The 20,328-nt window shown below is 56.1% G+C and carries 16 protein-coding genes and 1 other RNA gene; 13 read left to right on the forward strand and 4 right to left on the reverse strand.

The window, feature by feature from the left end; translation table 11 throughout:
• The first annotated feature begins 233 nt into the window (after positions 1 to 233).
• The 5 genes from ACFQPC_RS02185 to ACFQPC_RS02205 all read left to right on the forward strand — a co-directional run bounded on the left by ACFQPC_RS02185 (position 234) and on the right by ACFQPC_RS02205 (position 7,910).
• On the forward strand, positions 234 to 746 hold the full coding sequence (locus ACFQPC_RS02185; RefSeq protein WP_382270010.1) for a sigma-70 family RNA polymerase sigma factor: 513 nt from the start codon (positions 234 to 236) through the stop codon (positions 744 to 746).
• Between the two features lie 2 nt (positions 747 to 748).
• A complete protein-coding gene (locus ACFQPC_RS02190; protein WP_382270011.1) occupies positions 749 to 1,768 on the forward strand; it encodes a FecR domain-containing protein in 1,020 nt (339 codons plus the stop codon).
• 93 nt (positions 1,769 to 1,861) lie between these two features.
• Positions 1,862 to 4,264 carry a TonB-dependent siderophore receptor gene (locus tag ACFQPC_RS02195; protein ID WP_382270012.1) on the forward strand — a complete coding sequence of 801 codons (2,403 nt, stop codon included), beginning with the start codon at positions 1,862 to 1,864 and terminating at the stop codon, positions 4,262 to 4,264.
• A 414-nt stretch (positions 4,265 to 4,678) separates the two neighbouring features.
• A complete protein-coding gene (locus ACFQPC_RS02200) occupies positions 4,679 to 7,033 on the forward strand; it encodes a putative bifunctional diguanylate cyclase/phosphodiesterase (protein ID WP_382270013.1) in 2,355 nt (784 codons plus the stop codon).
• A gap of 10 nt (positions 7,034 to 7,043) precedes the next feature.
• Positions 7,044 to 7,910, forward strand: a complete 867-nt coding sequence (locus tag ACFQPC_RS02205) for a phosphate/phosphite/phosphonate ABC transporter substrate-binding protein (protein ID WP_382270014.1) — start codon at positions 7,044 to 7,046, stop codon at positions 7,908 to 7,910.
• Here ACFQPC_RS02205 and leuD read toward each other — a convergent pair whose 3' ends face one another.
• From leuD to ACFQPC_RS02220, 3 genes are read right to left on the reverse strand one after another with little or no spacing between them, the layout of a single operon-like run.
• Complete coding sequence (leuD, locus tag ACFQPC_RS02210; protein WP_382270015.1) at positions 7,911 to 8,528, reverse strand: 3-isopropylmalate dehydratase small subunit; 618 nt, start codon at positions 8,526 to 8,528, stop codon at positions 7,911 to 7,913.
• Positions 8,521 to 9,927, reverse strand: coding sequence for a 3-isopropylmalate dehydratase large subunit (leuC, locus tag ACFQPC_RS02215; RefSeq protein ID WP_382270016.1), 1,407 nt, complete (start codon positions 9,925 to 9,927; stop codon positions 8,521 to 8,523). The genes leuD and leuC overlap by 8 nt, the downstream gene beginning before the upstream one ends.
• 11 nt (positions 9,928 to 9,938) lie before the next feature.
• Positions 9,939 to 10,817, reverse strand: a complete 879-nt coding sequence (locus tag ACFQPC_RS02220) for an alpha/beta fold hydrolase (protein ID WP_382270017.1) — start codon at positions 10,815 to 10,817, stop codon at positions 9,939 to 9,941.
• A gap of 105 nt (positions 10,818 to 10,922) precedes the next feature.
• Between ACFQPC_RS02220 and ACFQPC_RS02225 the strand changes: the two genes are divergently transcribed.
• The 5 genes from ACFQPC_RS02225 to ACFQPC_RS02245 all read left to right on the forward strand — a co-directional run bounded on the left by ACFQPC_RS02225 (position 10,923) and on the right by ACFQPC_RS02245 (position 15,554).
• The gene (locus ACFQPC_RS02225) at positions 10,923 to 11,837 is read left to right on the forward strand and encodes a LysR substrate-binding domain-containing protein (RefSeq protein WP_382270018.1); all 915 of its coding nucleotides are present in this window, start codon (positions 10,923 to 10,925) and stop codon (positions 11,835 to 11,837) included.
• 157 nt (positions 11,838 to 11,994) lie between these two features.
• Positions 11,995 to 13,107 (forward strand): bifunctional 3,4-dihydroxy-2-butanone-4-phosphate synthase/GTP cyclohydrolase II, encoded by a 1,113-nt coding sequence (gene ribBA, locus ACFQPC_RS02230; protein WP_382270019.1) that lies wholly within the window; start codon positions 11,995 to 11,997, stop codon positions 13,105 to 13,107.
• Positions 13,108 to 13,226: 119 nt separating this feature from the next.
• Complete coding sequence (gene ribH / locus ACFQPC_RS02235; protein ID WP_012080192.1) at positions 13,227 to 13,715, forward strand: 6,7-dimethyl-8-ribityllumazine synthase; 489 nt, start codon at positions 13,227 to 13,229, stop codon at positions 13,713 to 13,715.
• A 91-nt stretch (positions 13,716 to 13,806) separates the two neighbouring features.
• Positions 13,807 to 14,277, forward strand: a complete 471-nt coding sequence (nusB, locus tag ACFQPC_RS02240; protein ID WP_012080191.1) for a transcription antitermination factor NusB — start codon at positions 13,807 to 13,809, stop codon at positions 14,275 to 14,277.
• Positions 14,278 to 14,372: 95 nt separating this feature from the next.
• Positions 14,373 to 15,554 (forward strand): pyridoxal phosphate-dependent aminotransferase, encoded by a 1,182-nt coding sequence (locus ACFQPC_RS02245; RefSeq protein WP_382270020.1) that lies wholly within the window; start codon positions 14,373 to 14,375, stop codon positions 15,552 to 15,554.
• 63 nt (positions 15,555 to 15,617) lie between these two features.
• On the opposite strand, the gene ACFQPC_RS02250 is transcribed toward ACFQPC_RS02245, so the two are convergent.
• Positions 15,618 to 16,547, reverse strand: coding sequence for a transglycosylase SLT domain-containing protein (locus tag ACFQPC_RS02250; protein ID WP_382270021.1), 930 nt, complete (start codon positions 16,545 to 16,547; stop codon positions 15,618 to 15,620).
• A 486-nt stretch (positions 16,548 to 17,033) separates the two neighbouring features.
• On the opposite strand from ACFQPC_RS02250, the gene ubiD reads away from it, so the two are divergent.
• The 3 genes from ubiD (at position 17,034) to ACFQPC_RS02265 (ending at position 20,284) form a co-directional block, all read left to right on the forward strand.
• Positions 17,034 to 18,518: a 4-hydroxy-3-polyprenylbenzoate decarboxylase gene (gene ubiD / locus ACFQPC_RS02255; protein WP_382270022.1), complete on the forward strand. Its 1,485-nt coding sequence runs from the start codon at positions 17,034 to 17,036 to the stop codon at positions 18,516 to 18,518.
• A 174-nt stretch (positions 18,519 to 18,692) separates the two neighbouring features.
• An RNA gene (gene ffs, locus ACFQPC_RS02260) (signal recognition particle sRNA small type) lies at positions 18,693 to 18,791 on the forward strand.
• A 359-nt stretch (positions 18,792 to 19,150) separates the two neighbouring features.
• Positions 19,151 to 20,284: an efflux RND transporter periplasmic adaptor subunit gene (locus ACFQPC_RS02265; protein WP_382270023.1), complete on the forward strand. Its 1,134-nt coding sequence runs from the start codon at positions 19,151 to 19,153 to the stop codon at positions 20,282 to 20,284.
• The last annotated feature ends 44 nt before the right edge of the window (positions 20,285 to 20,328 follow it).

Genomic DNA, 20,328 nt, shown 5'->3' on the forward strand with positions numbered 1-20,328 from the left:
CCGCGCCAGTACTTCTTGGGTAATAAGTAAGGACATAAAAGACCTCCGGTGCGGAGGTCTTTTGTCTGGCGCGCACAAGTAAGCGGGGTGTGATGCAGGCGCGCAACAGATGTGAACTTTGACGCACTTCATACCATATTGATGCCATATAATGAGAATCATTCTCATTGTAGGCAAGCAATCCTCACGGTAGCCAGCCCATTTTTCGAGCCAGTCGGCTCCACTGGATTGCTGTGAATTCTGTTACCCACCCCGATAAAAGCACGATGCCGATAGGCGAGCTCTACGCCCATCATCATGGCTGGCTGCAAGGCTGGTTAGGCCGAAAAATCGGCTGTAGCGATCATGCCGCCGACCTGACCCAGGATACCTTCGTACAATTGTTGAGCGGTTCACATCCGACCGAACTGGGTGAGCCGCGCGCGTATATCACTGTGATTGCGAAGCGCGTGCTGTTCAATTTCTGGCGTCGTCGTGATCTGGAAAACGCCTACCTCGAAGCACTCGCTGCGATGCCGGAACAAGTCGCACCTTCAATGGAAGATCGTGCGCTGGTACTGGAAGCGCTGGCGCAGATTGATCGCGCACTGGCCGCGATCCCGCTCAAGGCCAAGCAAGTCTTCTTGCTGAATCAATTACAGGAACTGACATACGCGGAAATTTCCACACAACTCAAGATGCCGGTCATTACCGTGCGTCGTTATATGAAGCTGGCCATCTGTGCCTGCTGCGAAGTGGCAGCCTGAACATGTCTGCTTTTAATTCCATCTCCGACACCGGCGCTATTTCGGGCACGATCTCGCAGGCGGCGATGGATGCCGCGATAGACTGGATGGTGTTGTTCCGTTCCGGCGAAGCGGGGGACGCTGAGCAACAGCGCTTTGTCGGCTGGCTGGCGGCGGACGGCCAGCATGCGAATGCGTGGCGCAAGGTGAGCGGTGCGCTGGATGCTTCCTTCTCTTCTATCCGTGCGGTTAACCAGCGTGTCCCCGGGCATGGTGAATTGGCGGGGCAGGCGATCCTGCAGGCCGGCGATCAACAGCATAAGGCGTCGCGCCGCAAATTATTGAGCGGCATCCTGGCTATCGGTGCGGTCGGCGCAGTGGCAACTTACACGGCGCGCAACGGGGCCATGCAGGCAATGGTGGCTGATCTCAGTACCGGGACCGGCGAGCGACGTAGCTTTGATTTGCCGGATGGCAGTACGGTGATGCTGAATGCCTGTTCTTCGGCAGATATCCATTTTGATGGCCGCCTGCGCATGATCCGTTTGCACCGGGGTGAACTCATAGCGAATGTCCAGGCCGACAGCCAACGCCCCTTCATTGTGCAGACCGATTGCGGTACGGTACGCGCCTTGGGCACACGCTTTTTGGTGCGACAGGAAGCTGGGCGCAGCTTCGCGATGGTGCTCGAACATACAGTGGAAGTGACGGCACGCAGTCGCCAGACCCGCGTCTTGCGCGAGGGCGAAGCGGCCTGGTTCGATAGCGAAACGGTCGAAGCACAGCAAACCGGTTTGACTGGCAAGGCGGCATGGATGGATGGCATGCTCTCGGTCAATGATGAGCCGCTGGGCGAGGTGATCGCTGCAATACGTCCTTATCGTGCCGGCTTTATCCGCATTTCCCCGGCGGCTGCCAAGCTGCGGGTACTCGGTGCTTTTCCATTGGATGACACTGACCAATTGCTGGAATCCCTGGCGCAAACCTTGCCGATCCGGGTCAGTCAATACAGCCGCTGGTTGGTCATGGTCGACACCGCATAACTATTTTTCACTTTCGATGATCACTTTTCCCGGTCTTGTTGCACATGTTCTTTGAAGACGCATGTTCAACGAACGTTAAGGAATTGATCCACCATGAATCATTTAGCAGCATTTCGTGCCGCGCCGTTGGCGCTGGCAATCAGCCTTGCTTTCCTGGCTGCTGGTGCGCATGCCCAGTCGACGGCACCTGCCGCACCTGCCAGCGCGGCAAATGCGCCGGTGCGTACTTACCATATCGCGGCTGGCAGCCTGAGCACGACCCTGATTGAAATCGCGCGTCAGGGCGGCGTTGCCATTTCGGTTAATCCTGATTTGGTCAAAGGCCTGGAGGCTCCTGCAATCAATGGTGAGATGCGGGTCGAACAAGCAGTGCAACGTGCGCTGGCGCAGCATCCGCTGGAGTTGCAGCGTACCTCGAATGGCACACTGACCGTGGCGCGCAAGGTATCCACGGATGCGCGTGAAAGCGGCAGTACGCTGCCGCTGGTCAATGTGGTGGCCGCAAGTGAGGAAGATGCACGCGGCAAGGTTGACGGCTATGTTGCGAGACGCAGTGCGACTGGAACCAAGACCGATACGCCGCTGATAGAGATACCGCAATCGATCTCGGTGATAGGGCGTACCGAAATGGAAGCGCGCGGTGCGCAAAACCTGATGGATATCATTGCTTATACACCGGGTATTTCGGTCAGCACCTACGGTCCGGATAATCGTGGCAGGGATGATTTTGCCTTGCGTGGCTTCGTTGATACCAACACCAGTAATTACCGTGACGGCTTGCCGCAAAGCGGCTTCGATTTGCTGTATAGCATCACCGAGCCTTATGGCCTGGAACGGGTGGATGTGATGCGCGGGCCGTCATCTGTTTTGTTTGGTCGCGGCGATGCCGGCGGTGTAATCAATCGGGTCAGTAAATTACCAACAGGCGTGCGGGCGCGTGAAATTGAAGTGCAATACGGCAGCTTTGACCGCAAGCAGATTGCCTTCGATATCGACGATAAATTCAGCGGCAACGAAGACCTGAGCTATCGCCTGGTCGGCCTTGTACTCGACAGCAATGACCAGGAAAAATACCCGGACGGCACTTTGCTCAATCGCTCGCGTTATTACCTGGCACCTTCGCTGCGCTGGAAACCGAATGCCGGTACCTCGCTGACCTTGACGTCCGAGTTCCTGCAACATAATTCGCCGGAAGATACCTACTATGCGTTGGCGGCTGACCAGAGCCTCACTGATCGCAAGATGGGTGATTACTCATTTAGCAAATTCAAACAAAAGCAGGGCACGGTCGGTTATCAATTCGAGCATGTGCTGAATGATGCGTGGACCTTCCGCCAAAACGCACGGTATAGCGAAACGACACATGAGCGTCGTGTGCTGTGGATAGATGAACTGCAGCCGGATGGCCATACTTATTCACGCTATACCAGGAGCTGGAACGATGAAGCCAGGCATGCTGTGATTGATACCAACCTGCAAGGTAAATTGCAGGCCGGTGCGACCGAACACACAGTATTGCTGGGTGTGGACTGGACCCGGCAGGAGGGCAAGGCGTTGCGCTTCAGGGGAAGCGGGCCGGATCTGGATTTGCTCAATCCGCAATATGGGCTGGCCATACCCGATCCCGCTGTGCCGAATGCGAATTACACGCAAACAATTACCCAGGTCGGTGTCTATGCGCAGGACCAGATTAAGTTTGGTGAGCATTGGGTTGCTACTGTCGGCGGTCGTCAGGACCATGTGAAAACAACGACGGATGACAGGCTGAACCTTAGCAATCGGTCGAATACCGATTCCGCTTTCAGCGGGCGTGCCGGTTTGACATACCTGATAGGAAATGGCTGGGCGCCGTATATCAGTTACGCAGAGTCCTTTCTTCCTGTGAGTGGTGTGGATAGCGACAACAATCCATTCAAGCCAAGCCGCGGTAAGCAGATCGAAGCCGGCATCAAGTTCCAGCCTGCCAATTCACGCAGCCTGTTCACAGCCGCTATTTTTGATTTGCGCAAGACCAATGTCGTGACTTACCAGAACGCCGCACCTTTCGAGGCGCGTCAAATTGGCAAGCAGCGCTCACGCGGGCTGGAACTGGAAGCCAAGACTGAATTGGCACGTGGCCTGAATGCGGTGGCTTCCTATACCCGGCTGGATATGAAAGTGCTGGAAAGCGCAGATAGCAGTGAAGTCGGCAAGGTTCCGGCAACCATACCGAAAGAGCTGGCGTCGCTATGGCTGGATTATGAGATGGGCGGTGGCTATGGCATCGGTGGCGGCGTGAATTATGTGGGCAGGCGGCAGAACGATGAAGCCAATACGTCGGAACAGCCAGGTTATGCGCTGGTGAATGCGATGTTCCGTTATGACCAGGGACAGTGGCGCCTGACCCTGAATGCCGGGAACCTGTTTAACCGTGACTACTACACGATTTGCTATCACGGTGAATGCTATCGCGGCACCGAACGTACTTTGACTGCTACCCTCAAATACAGATTCTAAGCAATTTGCACATCTGCCGGCGATTGCGGTCGCCGGCATAGTCTTTTCAGGCTACAGTGCATCGCCAGCCTGCATTTCCTGTTACCTTCGTACATCCGGCCATAAATAAAAAAGCCCGCTTCGGTGAGGAGGCAGGCTTGGGTTTGTTCACCCAAACCTATAGTGGAGTGTGGCAAACAAGGCGTACTGTAACGGGCGTAAATGACATGACGATGACATGCGTTTACCAAGCCAAATTATTTTTTATGCAAGGTGACCGCTGACGCGTCGACGCAAGTGTGGCGGGGAAGCTGCATCCGACCCAGCCGGCCCCGGAACTGCCGGCACTTGTCATTAAGTTGAAATGTTTGCTCACTAACATTAACCTATGGCAACTCTGCGCCCGCTGCGCTGTTCATTTAACTATCCGCCACCTTGCAATCCGTACTCCGCTCCCTGAAAAAGCACGGCAATAATCTGATCCTCGGTGAAAAAGGTTTGGTTCCCGTTACCTTTTTGCTGGCGTTCGCGATGCTGACTATTATCTGGTGGGGCACCCTGTCACGTATGGCGCACGAAAAGGAACTGGTGCTGGAAAGTTCGATTTCGGACGGCCAGAATATTGCCTCCATCGTTGCCACCAACCTCAATGAAGTGCTGGACCGTGCCAGTCATTACGCCAAGATCGGGCGTTCGATGATGGAAGAAGAGCGCTTCGCCGAGCTGCAACTCAAGCCTTTGCTCAGTGGCGACCCGGCTTATTTGCGCATCGCGATCTTTGACGGGCAGGCAAACCTGCTGCAGTCATCGGCCAACCGTCGCTCCGAACCCGAACTCATGCAATTGGTGCAAAAGGTAGGGCAAATGCCCACGACGAGCGGGGCGGATATCCAGTTGATCGCAGGGCGGCCATCTATTAGTGATAATTCTGCGTGGCGCGTACCGGTGGTGATCCCGTTTACGACCGCAGACCGGCAGCATGGATTTTTAGCGGCGGTGATCGACCTCGGTTATTTCCTGCGTTTGTATAAGGATATCCATCTCGGTGATGGCGGCCGTATCGAAATCCTGACACGCGATGCCTATCAACTGGCTGAATTGAATGGCGCGGGTCTTTCTGCCGGCGTCGATTATGCCGGCTCCGATTATGCAAAATTCCTCGGCGGCCAGGAGCAAGAGGGTGTCATCGAAGCTGCCCGGCCCGGCGCGGCGGAACAGGAAATTGCCGTGTTCCGCATGCTGGCGACTTATCCGTTTACGGTTGTCGTCACGCGTGACCAGAGTTATGTGATGGCGCGTTTGACGGCGCGCCATCGTGATTACCTGCAACGGGCGATCGTGGTGTCTGTCGCCGTCGTCTTGCTGATGTTTGGTTTGCTGGTGATCGCTTACCGGCAGCGTCGCCTGTATAACGTGCTGGCCGCCTCGGAGCAGGAGAAGCGCAGCCTGATCGGGCAACTGGAGCAGGAGAAGGGGCGTGCGCTGCTGCAGGCCTCGCACGATTACCTGACCGGGATCCCGAACCGCATGCTGTTTTACGAGCTGGCGGCGGCAGAGCTGGCACGCGCGCGGCGCAGTCGCAAGTTGTACGGGATGTTTTTCCTTGACCTCGACAAGTTCAAGCTGATCAACGATACGCTGGGCCATGCAGTCGGTGATCTCTTGCTGCAAGGTGTGGCGCGTCGCTTGCGGGAATCCCTGCGTGAATATGATTTGCTGGCGCGCCTCGGGGGCGACGAATTCGTCATGCTGATTTCGGAAATGACATCGGAAAGCGATATCGCCAAGGTTGCAGCCAAGCTGGTGGACGTGGTGCGCGAACCTTTCCCTGACCTCGATGGCCACGATATAGAAATCAGCCCGAGCATCGGTATTGCACTCTATCCGCGTGACGGACAAAACGTGGAGACCTTGCTGACCCATGCCGATGCGGCGATGTACCACGCGAAGGCGGCCGGTGCCGGCACCTATCGTTTCTTTGACAGCTCGCTGAATGCATCGTCGGCGCGCGATGTGGAATTGCTGACACGTTTCAAGCGGGCGATACGGGATGATGAATTTTGCCTGCACTACCAGCCGCGTGTTGAATTGCAGGAATTCGGCCTGGTCGGGCTGGAGGCGCTGGTGCGCTGGCAGCATCCGGAACATGGTTTGATTTTCCCGAATGATTTCATCACGCTGGCAGAAGAAAATGATTTGATCGTCCTGCTCGGACGCTGGGTCATAGCTGCCGCGTGCCGGCAGATTGCCGATTGGCGTGCCGCCGGCTTGCCGCTGGTACCGGTCGCGATCAATGTCTCGCCGAAACAATTGAAAGACAGTGCCTTGCTGGAAACCGTGATGGAGACGCTGGCGCGCTACCAGATAGAACCCGGCTTGCTGGAAATTGAAATCACCGAAGGTTGCTTCATCGAAGACTTCGATACTGCGAACCGGGTATTGGAACAATTGAGGGCGAATGGCTTGCGGATTGCACTGGATGATTACGGTACCGGTTTTTCCGGCTTGAAGAACCTGAAGAAGCTGCCTATCTATGCGATCAAGATAGATCGCTCTTTCGTGCGTGACATCCGTAATGACAATAGCGATGCGGTGATCGTTGCCTCCACTATTTCACTCGCACATAACCTCGGCTTGCAAGTCGTGGCCGAAGGCGTGGAAAGCAAGGAACAATTGGTGCACCTGAAGACCGCCGGTTGTGACCAGGTGCAGGGTTTTTATTTCAAACGGCCGGTGCCGGCAAGCGAGATAGTCGAGATCTTGCGTCGTGGCAGGTTCACGCCTTCATAGGGGAAATTCCATGCACACCATACGCCTTATTCTCTGCGTCCTGTCTTTGGCCGTGTTGACGACATCGGTGCAGGCCGCCGAATGCGAACGTCCGGCACGCCTGCATTTTTCGCTGGTGCCACAGAGTGATTTGCAAAAAGACGTGGCATCGCTGAAGCCCTTGTTTGCCGACTTGCAAACCGCGCTCGGCATACCGGTTGAAGTGGTGATGCCGACTTCCTATGGTGCGGTGATCGAAGACTTGTTGTCCGGCGCAGTCGACCTGGCGCGCCTGGGACCGGCCGCCTATGTATCGGCAAAGAAGCAGGATCCGGGCATTACCGCGTTTGCAACTGTTTCGCGCAAGAAGCCGGGACAAAGCGAAGAAGATACCTTTTACCACTCAGTCCTGATCGTGCGTAGCAATGGTCCCTACCAGACCATAGAGTCACTGCGCGGCAAGAGCCTGGCGTTGGTCGATCCGGATAGTACTTCGGGTGCGCTGATACCGCGTCATGTATTTCCACGCGTGATCCAGACCCCTTTGGAAAAGTATTTTGGTCAGCTGGTATATAGCGGCGCGCATGATCAATCGATGCAAAACCTGAAGAAAGGCAAGATTGATGCGGCCTTCATTTCCAGCGCCAGCCTGGCGGTACCGGTCGCAAACAGTGGCGTCAAAACGGAAGATTTCCGTGTGCTGTGGCGTTCGGCCGCCATCCCGCGTAATCCATTCGTCTTGCGCAGTCGCTTGTGCGCCGATATCAAGAAAAAAATCATAGGCGTCTTCCTTGATAGCGGCGGCAATGCCAATGAAAACCTGATGCGCCAGCTGAACGTCACACGCTTCGTTCCCGTCAGCGACAAGGATTATCAAATCGTGCGTGACTTGCCGTAATCAGGCTGCAGGCAACACCTTGCTCCATGGGTAACGTGCATCATGGCTTTGTTCGAAGCGTTCGATCTCGGGCAATAGCTGCATGGTCGCACCTATCATGTCGAGGCCTTCGACGATCATTTTGCGGTGACGTGCGGCCAGCGTAAACGGGAAACTGTGCGACGCACTGCTGACGGTCATCGCATTTAAATCTATCTGCAATTGCATGCCGCTGCTTTCCATATCGTCCAGCAGCACTGCTATTTTTTCCTGCTCCAGCATGATCAGCAACAGGCGATTATTCAGCGCATTGCCAAAGAAGATTTCCCCGAAGCTGGGCGCGATGATGGCTTCTATGCCGAGTTGCTGCAAGCCCCAGACTGCGTGTTCACGGCTGGAACCACAACCGAAGTTGGGACCACCGATGAGGAATTTGCTATGGCTGAACGCGGGCTGGTTCAGGATGAAATCCGGGCGCGGGCTGCCATCCGGATGAAAACGCAAATCGTATAAAACGCCTTGTGCCAAGCCTGCCTTATCGATGATGCGCAGGAATTGCTTGGGCATGATTTGGTCGGTGTCGAGATTGGCCAGCAAGAGTGGCGCCGCGACGCCTTGCAACAGGGTTTGGTCAGACATGGGCTTGCTCCTTCGCCAATTCACGTACATCCGAGATGCAACCACGAATTGCGGCTGCAGCTGCCATCGCCGGACTCATCAGGTGGGTGCGACCTTCGCGACCCTGGCGTCCTTCAAAATTGCGATTGGTGGTCGACGCGCAGCGTTCGCCAGGCGTCAACACATCATCATTCATCGCCAGGCACATCGAGCAACCAGGCTGGCGCCATTCGAAACCGGCGGCGATAAAGATATCGGCCAGGCCTTCCTGTTCCGCCTGGCGTCGCACTGCGCCTGAACCCGGCACCACCATCGCACGCACGCCATCGGCGACATGCTGGCCGGCGATGATGCCGGCGGCAATGCGTAAATCTTCGATGCGACCATTGGTACAGGAACCGATGAAGACGCGTTCTATCGGCAAGCCGAGCAGTGATGCACCGGCTGACAAGCCCATATAGTGAAGTGCCTTGTTATCGTTCTGTGCGGTGTCCGGAATGTGGCCGTTGACCGGGATCGCCTGGTCCGGGCTGGTGCCCCAGGTGACATACGGTGCGACTTCATGCGCATCGAATTGATGCTCAACTTCAAACGCGGCATCTTCATCCGAGTACAGCGTTTGCCAGTCTTGCTGTGCCTGTGCGTAAGCGACTTCATCCAGATCAGTTGCATGTGCCTTGATATAGGCGAAGCTAGTCGCATCCGGCCGGATCAGCGCCGCGCGCGCACCTGCTTCGACCGCCATATTGCATAAGGTCATGCGCGCTTCGGCGGACAGTGCCGCGATCGTGCTGCCGCAAAATTCGACGGCATAACCGCGCGCACCCTGTGCACCGATGCGGCTGATGATGAGTAAGACCAGGTCCTTGACCGAAGTGCCGACAGGCAGCTCGCCGTCGACCCGTATGCGCATATTGTCGGCGAGCCGGTACACCAGTGTTTGTGTCGCCAGTATGTGCTCGACTTCCGAGGTGCCGATGCCGAAACCGAGTGCACCCAGTGCGCCATAAGTGGTGGTATGGCTGTCGCCGCACAGTACCACCATGCCGGGACGCACCCAGCCGTGTTCCGGCGCGATGATGTGTTCTATCCCTTGTTCCGCATCATTGGTATCCAGCAGCTTGATGCCGTATTCGGTGCAATTCTTTTTCAGGTTGGTCGCCTGCAAGGCGGATGGCGGATCGAAGATCACGCGCTGTCCGACTTGCACCGGATGGGTCGGGATAATGTGTGACACCACTGCCAGTTGCTGGCGCGGGCGCAGTACCGTGCGACCCTGGGCGCGCAAACCGGCGAAGGCTTGCGGGCTGGTGTATTCATTCATGATGTGCAGGTCGACATACAGCAATACGTGCTGCTCGTCGAGGCGGCTCACGGTGTGCGAGTCCACCAGTTTTTGGTATAGCGTGCGGGTCGGCATGGCGTGTGTTCTCAATCAGCGAGGAAGGGCAGGACTTCATCCAGCAAGAGTTGCGGTTCGTCTTCCGGTATGTAATGGCCGCAATCGAGGGCGTGGCCGCGCACATTGGCAGCCAGGTGCTGCCATTCATCCAGCGGCTGGAAACATTGTTCGATCACGCCATGCTTGCCCCATAAAGCCAGCATCGGTGCCTGGATTTTGTTACCGGCGGCGAGGTCGGCCCGTTCATGCTCGAGGTCGATGCCGGCGCTGGCGCGGTAATCTTCACAGATGCCGTGGATGGTGGCCGGGTCGCGCAGGCAGCGCAGGTATTCGGCGTAGGCTTCCGGCGTGAATGGTTTCATGCCGGCGCTGCGACCGGCGATGGTGTGTTGCAGGTAGACGTCCGGATGCGAGTTGATCAGTGTTTCCGGAAACGGTGCCGGACGCGTCAGGAAGAACCAGTGGTAATAAGCGGTGGCGAAGGCGCGATTGGCTTTTTCATACATCGCCAGTGTCGGTGCGACGTCGAGTATTACCAGCTTGCGTATGACTTCCGGATGGTCGAGTGCCATGCGGTAAGCGACGCGACCGCCGCGATCATGTCCCATTAGCAGGAATTGATCGAAGCCGAGTTGTTGCATCAGCGCGATCTGGTCTTCACCCATCACGCGTTTCGAGTAATTACTGTGGTCCGGCAAGCCTTGCGGTTTGTCGCTGTCACCATAGCCGCGCAAGTCGCTGGCGATGACGGTGTAGTGTTGCGCCAGGGTATCCGCCACCTTGTGCCAGATCACATGGGTTTGCGGATGGCCGTGCAAGAGGAGCAGGGCCGGACCCTGGCCACCTTTGATATAGGCAATGTTGACGCCGTTCACTTTGGCGTTGTGTCGTTCAAATCCTGCAAACATGTCTGGCTCCCTGATGATGGTGGCTTATCCTGAGCTGAATTGTATAGCCGTTAAAGAAGCATATAATTCATCTTTATTCAGTCTATTCTTTCTTTTAATTTAATAATGAATGATCTCTCGGATTTGGCCTTTTTCTCCGTGCTGGTGAAGCAAGGCAGCCTGGCGGCCGTGGCGCGCGAGCTGGGCGTGACGCCGCCGGCCGTGACCAAGCGCCTGGCTAACCTGGAACAACGGCTCGGGGTGCGCCTGCTGAATCGCACCACGCGCACCATGAGCGTGACGCATGAAGGCGAGATTTACCTGGCCGAAGGTGCGCGCATCCTGACCGAGATCGAGGAACTGGAGCGTGCGGTCAGTCGCAGTCGCGCGGTGCCCAAGGGTTTGCTGCGCATCAATGCGACTTTTGGTTTCGGGCGTAAACATATTGCGCCGGCGGTGTCCGACTTCATCGAAAAGTATCCGGAAATCGAAGTGCAACTGCAGCTATCCGACCGGCCTGCCAACCTGATCGACCAGGCTTACGACATAGGCATACGAATAGGCGAGATGCCGGACGCCCGTATCATTGCGCGCAAGATCGCAGCCAACCGGCGTTTGCTGTGTGCGGCACCGGCATATATAAAGCGGCATGGCATGCCGTCGGTACCGCGTGATTTGCAAAAGCAGCAATGCATAGTGCTACGCGAGAACGATGCCGCCTATGGCAGCTGGCATTTGCATAAGGGCAAGCGGCAGGAAAGCATCAAGGTGCGGGGCGCGCTCAGCAGCAATGACGGTGAAACCACGCTGGCCTGGGCGCTGGCCGGACATGGCATATTGATGCGCTCGCAATGGGATGTGGCGGCTTACCTGCGCTCCGGCCGCCTGGTCGAAGTGCTGGCGGACTGGAGCCTGCCGCCGTCGGATATCTATGCGGTGTACCCGGAACGGCTGAACCTGTCGGCCAAGGTCACGGCTTTCGTGGACTTTGTCAGTGCGCGCTTCGCGTCGCGCCTGTCCGAGGCTGGTGATTCCTGGTAGCTTGTACTTCACGCAATATTTGCGCTAAAGCGCCAAATAAGCGGCCGACCAGGCCTGGCAAGCGGCTGATCCCCGCCTGATCCCTGAATAGATTCGTCATTTGCCGGTCTGGAAGGGCGCAAATCCTTTAAAATAGCGGCCTACTCCGAGATTATCTATGTCCATTTCAACTACCCAAGAAATCGTTGCAGAATTGCGTGCCGGTCGCATGGTGATTCTGGTCGATGAAGAAGACCGTGAAAACGAGGGCGACCTGGTCCTGGCCGCCGAGTTCGTGACGCCGGAAGCCATCAATTTCATGGCCAAGTTCGGCCGTGGTCTGGTGTGCCTGACGCTGACCGAAGAGCGTTGCGACCAGCTGGCGCTGACCATGATGACGACGCGCAACGGTACTTCCTACGGGACCAATTTCACTGTATCGATTGAAGCGGCGGAAGGCGTGACGACCGGTATATCGGCAGCGGATCGCGCCAAGACCATACAGGTGGCGGTGGCGAAGAATGCCAAACCGTCCGATATTGTGCAGCCCGGCCATATTTTCCCGCTGAAGGCGCAAAAGGGCGGCGTCCTGATGCGCGCCGGCCATACCGAAGCCGGTTGTGATTTTGCCGAGCTGGCGGGTTTGACCCCGGCCGCAGTGATTTGCGAAATCATGAAAGACGACGGCACCATGGCGCGCCTGCCGGATTTGATTGAATTTGCCCAAGAACATGGTTTGAAGATAGGCACGATTGCCGACCTGATCCATTACCGCAGCCAACATGAAACCATCGTCGACCGTGTCGGCGAGCGCGTGATGGAAACCGTGTACGGCAGCTTCAAGACGATCGTCTACCGTGACAAGCCTAGTGGCGGCGCGCACCTGGCGCTGGTGCATGGCGATATCTCGGCGGATAAGGAAACCCTGGTGCGTGTGCATCAGCCGGTGTCGGTACTGGATTGGCTGGAAACCAAGGCGACCACCCACTCGTGGAACCTGGCTTCGGCGATGGCGGCGATCAAGCAGTCGGAGCGCGGCGTGATGGTGTTGCTGAATTGCGAAGAATCGGCCGATGAATTTTTTGCTCAGTTTGAAGCCCTGAATAATCCGGAAAGCCGGCCGCAACAGCGTGCCGCACATATGGATTTGCGTACTTACGGTATCGGCGCACAAATCCTGAAAGACCTGTCGGTCGGCAAGATGAAGTTGCTGGCGAACCAGCGCAAGATGCCGTCGATGGCAGGTTTCGATCTGGAAGTAACCGGCTACCAGGCACGCACAGGTAATTGAACGTTCGTTCAGTTTTGTTTGAATTGATGCGTTGATTCAATCACTTAACTGCACTAAGGTTCAAACAATAGTTGAATTAAAAGCGAATTAAACGCGCTTCGCGCATGAAGGGGAACACCATGACAGTAGGCAGCTACGAAATGAATTTGGCAGGACAGGGTTTGCGCATCGGTATCGTGCAGGCACGTTTCAACCAGGATGTGTGCCACGGTTTGCTGGCATCTTGCCTGGCCGAGTTGAAACACCTGGGTGTCGAAGACGAAGATGTCTTGCATGTCACGGTACCCGGTGCGCTTGAAATTCCTTTGGCTTTGCGCAAGATGGCCGAAACCCTGCAATTCGATGCACTGATCGCCATCGGCGCGGTGATCCGTGGTGAGACTTATCACTTCGAGCTGGTGTCGAATGAATCCGGTGCCGGCATCACCCGCGTCGGCCTCGACTTTGGTTTGCCGATTGCGAATGCGGTATTGACCACCGATACCGATGAGCAGGCAGAAGCACGGATGGAAGAAAAAGGCGCTGATGCCGCCCGCGTTGCGGTGGAGATGGCGAACCTGACGATTGCGCTGGAAGACCTGGCCGACGCAGCCGACGACCAGGAATAAATCGTCCCTTCGAGTTTGCGCTGCACTGATTGCAGCGTATGTATTGTTAACCCTTTATGAGCGCCTTCTATATAGGAAGGCGCTGTGAGCCATGACCCAAAAAACCGACCACGCCAATCCGAGCAAAAACCGCACGCCGCGCCATCGCGCCCGTGAGTTTGCCTTGCAAGGCCTGTATCAATGGCTGCTGAATAATGAAGATGTACGCGTGATTGAAACGCATATCCGCCAGGCCCATGGTTTCGACAAAGCCGATGCCGAGCATTTCGATGCACTGCTGTACGGTACCGTCAAACAAGTCGGTGAGTTGCGCGCCGGCCTGGCACCGTTGATAGACCGTGAAATCTCGGCCTTGTCGCCGGTGGAACACGCGGCCTTGCTGATCGGTGCCTTCGAATTGAAAAACCATATCGAAATCCCGTACAAGGTAGTCATCAACGAAGCGGTCGAATTGACCAAATCGTTTGGCGGCATCGACGGTCACAAATACGTCAACGGCGTACTGGACAAGTTTGCCGTCAGCGCCCGCGAAGTGGAAATCAACGCCGGTCGCAAGGGCTGATCGCAGCATTCCGGTTACGCCATCTGTAAGACCTGTCGCCACCTGATTTCCATTTGCTTCCGGATGCAGGTGGCGCTTCTCATTGAGGAATCACTTTGTCTTCGCATCTCACACAACTCGCTTCGCGCCTGCAAAACATCGCGCCTTTCCATGTCATGGAATTGGCGAAGATGGCAGCCGAGCTGGAGCGGCAAGGGCGGCACATCATCCATATGGGGATAGGCGAGCCGGACTTTACGGCCGCGCAACCGGTCATAGACGCCGCGACGCGGGCGATGGCGGACGGCAAACTGCAGTACACCTCGGCCACCGGTTTGCCGGAATTGCGTGCGGCGATCGCCGCGCATTACCAGGCGGTGTACGGGATAGAAGTCGATCCTGCGCGCATTATCGTGACCGCGGGTGCATCGGCCGCCTTGTTGCTGGCCTGCGCTGCTTTGGTGGAAAAGGATGCGCAAGTGCTGATGTCGGATCCTTCCTATCCATGCAATCGCCATTTCGTCGCCGCCTTTGACGGCCAGGCCAAAATGATCGCCAGCGGTCCCGAGCATCGCTTCCAGTTGTCGGCTGAGATGGTTGAGCAAAACTGGTGTGGGCAGACGCGCGGCGTCTTGCTGGCGTCGCCATCGAATCCGACCGGGACCTCGATAGAAGCGGGCGAGTTGCGCAAGATAGTTGAAACGGTAAGGGCCAAGCAGGGCTTTACCATCGTCGATGAAATCTATAACGGCCTGCGCTACGACGCCGAACCGTTTTCCGCGTTGTCGCTGGGCGAGGATGTGATCGTCATCAATAGCTTTTCCAAGTACTTCAATATGACCGGCTGGCGTCTCGGCTGGCTGGTGGTGCCGCCGGAACTGGTGCAGCCGATTGAAAAGCTGGCGCAAAACCTCTTTATCTGCGCCTCCAGCCTGGCGCAGCATGCGGGACTGGCTTGCTTCGAGCCGGAAGCGCTGGCGATTTATGAAGCGCGCAAGGCGGAGTTCAAGCGCCGCCGCGACTATATCGTGCCGGCATTGCAGGATCTGGGCTTCAAGGTGCCGGTGATGCCGGACGGGGCCTTCTATGTATACGCCGATTGCAGCGCGTGGTCCGATGATGCGGATCAACTGACGGTGGATATCCTGAATGAAGCAGGTGTGGTGATCGTGCCGGGACTGGACTTCGGTCCGTCTACCGCGCATCAGTATGTGCGGGTGTCGTATGCGACTTCGATGGAAAACCTGCAGGAAGCGGTGGCGCGCTTGCGGGCTTTCCGTGATCGACGTATTAAATAAAGAAGTAAGCCGGGAATAAAAAAAGGAGCCATACGGCTCCTTTTTTGTAATGCTGCGTCACTTTTACAGTGATGTGAATTTGTCACCATCCAGCTTTTGTGCGTTCTTGTCTTCCAGTGCTGCGGATTTCTCCTGAATAACATTCGGTATCGGCTGCGCTTTCGGTGCGGCACGGCTTGCCATGGTGGCAAAGGCGGAAACGCGCTTACCGCTTGCTACCGCTTTCAGGCGGTCATACTCGCCCAGCACCTTGGCGCCGTAACCAGCGTCGCTATCCATGCCTGCAGCGCCTACATAGCGTTTCAGGCCGGCTTCTACCGAGCCGCCACGGGAGACGTACTCTTTCAGGATCAGCGAACCGACACGGATGTTGGCAACCGGATTCAGTGCGGCCTGGGTGCCGCCCATTTCAGCAAATTTGTCGTGATGCACTTTTGACATGACTTGCATCAGGCCTTGCGCGCCTACCGGGCTTTCGGCAAACGGGTTGAAGCGCGATTCAATTGCCATCACAGCCAGGATCAACAGTGGATCGAGGTTGATTTCCTTGGCGGTCAGGTATGCGGCCGAAACCAGCATATTGGTCGCATCATTCGCCACGCGGTAACGCTTGGAGATCCATTGCGTGACGCGTTGCTGCTGGACGTCGGTACCCAACATCGCAGGATTGGTGCTGACAACCGGCGCATCCTCAATCGCAGCTGAAGCCGGATCGTCCATCAGGTTAGCGATAGGCGACATGTCTTCATCCGAAGGCGTGGCCGCTACGGCGTCCGAGAACGGCGAAATGGCTTGGATTTTTTCCGCGACTTCCGGCTTGAAGAACATCAAGGCGAGGGTTGCGATTGCTGTCAGGCCCAGCGCCATCAAGGCGTGGCGTGCGGTTGCGACGACTTTGTTATTGGTGGTGCGCATCGTGGTCGAATGCGCAATCACCTGTCGTGCGGATTGCTTGGCGGCTTTACGCATCGCCATGGTAATTCGATTTAACATTAAAAACTCCAGGATTGACGCGGCAAGTAAAAGGCTCCACCACAAAACAAATAAATTATTTCGTAGAACCCTGCACATGCCGTGAATCAGAGAAATCGTTTGTAGCCGCTCGGCGTACTGCAAACGTCGGAGTTGATTACTTTTAGGGTCGCGCACATTGCAGCGGTGCCCTTGGCAAACAACTTGTTTCGGGGAGAAGGCAAAGCTGCCTTTTGAAAACACTCCTAAAATGTCATGTGGGACCCCGATCCCGTGAAATGAAGAGAGTTTCTTTTCTGCCCGGTTTGGTGTTCAAATACGGGGCCTGCTCTTCAAGTTGCGCGAATTGTAGGAGGCGGTTTATATCAAGTCAACACTATAAAATCAATATTCTATAACTTTTGAATCTAACGTTTTTAGCCTAGACCCGGTAAAAGCCAAAGGAATCAGGTACTTGGGCGTTTTAATTGAATAATCAAGTCCAAAGTACAAAACGGCGAAAAAAATATGAAATATTCTGATTTACGCGACTTCATTTCTCAGTTGCAACAAATGGGCGAACTTAAGCGCATAAACGTGCCGGTTTCGCCTTATTTAGAGATGACGGAGATTTGCGACCGCACTTTGCGGGCTGCAGGTCCGGCACTGCTGTTCGAGCAACCGACCGGTCAAAAGATTCCCGTGCTCGGTAATCTTTTCGGTACGCCGCATCGCGTCGCACTCGGTATGGGTGCCACGGATGTGAGTGAGTTGCGCAAGATCGGCCACGTACTGGCCATGCTGAAGGAGCCGGAACCACCGAAGGGTTTCAAGGACATCATGGGCCTCGGCTCATTGGTGAAATCGATCTGGGACATGGCGCCGAAAGAGCTGCGCGGCGCACCTTGCCACGACATCGTGTGGGAAGGCAATGATGTGGACCTCGCGCGCCTGCCGATCCAGCATTGCTGGCCGGGCGATATCGCACCCTTGATTACCTGGGGCCTGGTGATTACCAAAGGGCCGCACAAGAAACGGCAAAATCTCGGGATTTATCGCCAGCAGGTGATAGGTCGCAACAAGGTCATCATGCGCTGGCTGGCCCAACGCGGCGGCGCGCTCGACTTCCGCGAGCACAGTATAGTTAACCGCGGCCAGCCGTATCCGATCGCGGTCGCACTCGGGGCCGACCCCGCTACTATATTAGGTGCAGTGACGCCGGTACCGGACAGCCTGTCCGAATACCAGTTCGCCGGCCTCTTGCGCGGCAGCCGTACCGAGCTGGTCAAGGCGCTGGGCAGCGAATTGCGCGTGCCGGCTTCGGCCGAGATCGTACTGGAAGGGCATATCTACCCGGATGAATCGCATCCATCCGGTTACGAGCATGCGCTGGAAGGTCCTTATGGCGACCATACCGGTTACTACAATGAGCAGGATTCCTTCCCGGTCTTTACGATAGATCGCATCACGATGCGGCGCGATCCTATTTATCACTCGACCTATACCGGCAAACCACCGGATGAACCGGCGGTATTGGGCGTGGCGCTGAATGAAGTCTTCATTCCATTGCTGCAAAAGCAATTCTCTGAAATCCTCGACTTTTACCTGCCGCCGGAAGGTTGCAGCTACCGCATGGCGGTGGTGCAGATGAAGAAGGCTTATCCGGGCCACGCCAAGCGTGTGATGTTTGGTGTCTGGAGCTTCCTGCGCCAGTTTATGTATACCAAGTTCATTGTGGTGGTCGACGAAGACGTCAATATCCGCGACTGGAAGGAAGTGATCTGGGCGATTACCACCCGCGTCGATCCGAGCCGCGATACGACGCTGGTCGATAACACGCCTATCGATTACCTGGACTTTGCGTCACCGGTCAGCGGTCTCGGCAGCAAGATGGGGATAGATGCGACCAATAAGTGGCCGGGGGAAACCGACCGCGAATGGGGACGTACCATCACCATGACGGACGAGGTCAAAAAACGCGTCGACCAGATTTGGCAAGAGCTGGGTATTTAATTAATAAGGCGAGTAGCAAGCCGTTTGCAGCACGTGGAAAAATGCCTCTATATATAGAGGCATTTTTTTATCCGGCTTGGCGACGCTGATTTTGCCTTGAGTGCCGCAGGGAAAATTCATAAATCCATGCATACTCCGAGGACAGACTGCGCCTTTGCTGGTAAAATTCGTGTCGGCGGGCCCCTGCGCATTGTGGCATGGCCAACCTGGTCAGGTCGGGAACGAAGCAGCCACAGCCATTTCCTGCAAGTGCCGTAGACAAGGCTCGCCTCTTTATTTCTGTCTATATATAACAAGCGATAGCACGCTTCCTTGTTAAGTATTTCCCTCCCGGCACTGCTCTCCAATATCACTGCGATACTGCTGCTTCGCAGTACACGCGATAATTAATCCACAATTGTTCATTTGCCTTCGGCCGCAAGACGACGTATTTTTGTCGGTTTTCGCTATACCGGGCTGGCGCGCCAGTTCTGGCCGGATCCGGCCATCCGGACGTCTTTGTGGCGCTATTAACAGGTAGGGCTAACGAATTGACGGCTGGTAAGGTTAAACTTGCGCATGCAAATTTTGCGTACTACCCCATAACTAACTCTCTAACGCGCCGTAATGGCAGCTCAGGATAAGCAGTCTCTATGCAAGCAAGTAAACAATATCTTTGGATAGGCGGCGGTGTGGCAGTGCTGGCAGTGGCGGCCTATCTGGTATTCGGCGGCAAAGCGGAAAAGGGCAAGTCCGGCGATGGCACGCAATCGGTGAAAACCGTGATCGCCACGCAAAAGACCATCCCGATCACGGTAAGCGCGAATGGTTATGTGACCGCGGTCAGCACCGTCGATGTGCGTCCCAAGGTGCAAAACATCGTCCGCACCATCCATGTCAAGGAAGGCCAGTTCGTCAAAGCCGGCCAACTCTTGTTTACGCTGGATGAGCGCAGTGACCAGTCAAATGTGGCCAGGGCATCGGCGCAACTGGCGGCAGGGCAGGCAGATTTGGCTGACGCCGAGCAGGTGTTGAAGCGCAACCAGGATTTGCTGGCGAAGAATTTTGTGTCGCAGGCAGTGGTGGATACCGCACGCAACAAGGTCGAAGCGCTGCGCAATACGACGCGCGCGAACCAGGCCGCCATCCAGTCCAGTGCGGTAGCCTTGAGCGATAACCAGATCAAGGCCGGTATTTCCGGTCGTATCGGCGTCATCAATGTGCATCCGGGCAGCCTCGCGCAACCGACAGGTACCGTGATGGTCACCATAGTGCAGATCGATCCGATCATGATCAGCTTTACCCTGCCGGAACGCGAGTTGATGAATATCCGCGCTACTTATCCGCAAGGCAATGCACCGGTACATGCGAAATTGCCGGGACAGGAAGTCCTGACCGGCAAGCTGACCTTTATTGATAACCTGACCGATACCCAAAGCGGCACCATACGCATGAAGGCGCAGTTCGCGAATGCCGACCAGAAGTTGTGGCCGGGCGCGTATATCAATGTGAGCATGGTATCGCGCGAAGTGCCTGATGCGGTGCTGGTACCGGCGCAGGCGGTAGTGACCGGGCCGGTGGATAAACTGGTGTATGTGGTGCAGCCGGATGACACCGTGAAAGAACAAAAAATCACCGTGCTGGCAATCGAAGACGGCCAGGCGGCAGTCTCCGGCGTGACGGCCGGTAGCCGCGTGGTGGTGGAGGGGACCAAGAATTTGCGGCCGGGCACCAAGATCCGCGAAGTAAAGAAAGAAGTAGCGCCGACGCCGGCGGCACCGACCTGATACCGAATCTGAATCGAGGCCTGATCATGCATCGTGCATCAGGC

The organism is Herminiimonas glaciei, from assembly GCF_042664955.1.
In the GTDB taxonomy this organism is placed as follows: Bacteria; Pseudomonadota; Gammaproteobacteria; order Burkholderiales; family Burkholderiaceae_D; genus Oxalicibacterium; species Oxalicibacterium glaciei.

What these genes read in the sequence shown, in the direction of transcription:
- leuD (WP_382270015.1), bottom strand. Translation starts at nt 8,528, where the DNA reads ATGTCTGACCAAACCCTGTTGCAAGGCGTCGCGGCGCCACTCTTGCTG.
- ACFQPC_RS02195 (WP_382270012.1), top strand. Translation starts at nt 1,862, where the DNA reads ATGAATCATTTAGCAGCATTTCGTGCCGCGCCGTTGGCGCTGGCAATC.
- ACFQPC_RS02225 (WP_382270018.1), top strand. Translation starts at nt 10,923, where the DNA reads ATGAATGATCTCTCGGATTTGGCCTTTTTCTCCGTGCTGGTGAAGCAA.
- ACFQPC_RS02220 (WP_382270017.1), bottom strand. Translation starts at nt 10,817, where the DNA reads ATGTTTGCAGGATTTGAACGACACAACGCCAAAGTGAACGGCGTCAAC.
- leuC (WP_382270016.1), bottom strand. Translation starts at nt 9,927, where the DNA reads ATGCCGACCCGCACGCTATACCAAAAACTGGTGGACTCGCACACCGTG.
- ubiD (WP_382270022.1), top strand. Translation starts at nt 17,034, where the DNA reads ATGAAATATTCTGATTTACGCGACTTCATTTCTCAGTTGCAACAAATG.
- nusB (WP_012080191.1), top strand. Translation starts at nt 13,807, where the DNA reads ATGACCCAAAAAACCGACCACGCCAATCCGAGCAAAAACCGCACGCCG.
- ACFQPC_RS02250 (WP_382270021.1), bottom strand. Translation starts at nt 16,547, where the DNA reads ATGTTAAATCGAATTACCATGGCGATGCGTAAAGCCGCCAAGCAATCC.
- ACFQPC_RS02265 (WP_382270023.1), top strand. Translation starts at nt 19,151, where the DNA reads ATGCAAGCAAGTAAACAATATCTTTGGATAGGCGGCGGTGTGGCAGTG.
- ACFQPC_RS02190 (WP_382270011.1), top strand. Translation starts at nt 749, where the DNA reads ATGTCTGCTTTTAATTCCATCTCCGACACCGGCGCTATTTCGGGCACG.
- ribH (WP_012080192.1), top strand. Translation starts at nt 13,227, where the DNA reads ATGACAGTAGGCAGCTACGAAATGAATTTGGCAGGACAGGGTTTGCGC.
- ribBA (WP_382270019.1), top strand. Translation starts at nt 11,995, where the DNA reads ATGTCCATTTCAACTACCCAAGAAATCGTTGCAGAATTGCGTGCCGGT.
- ACFQPC_RS02205 (WP_382270014.1), top strand. Translation starts at nt 7,044, where the DNA reads ATGCACACCATACGCCTTATTCTCTGCGTCCTGTCTTTGGCCGTGTTG.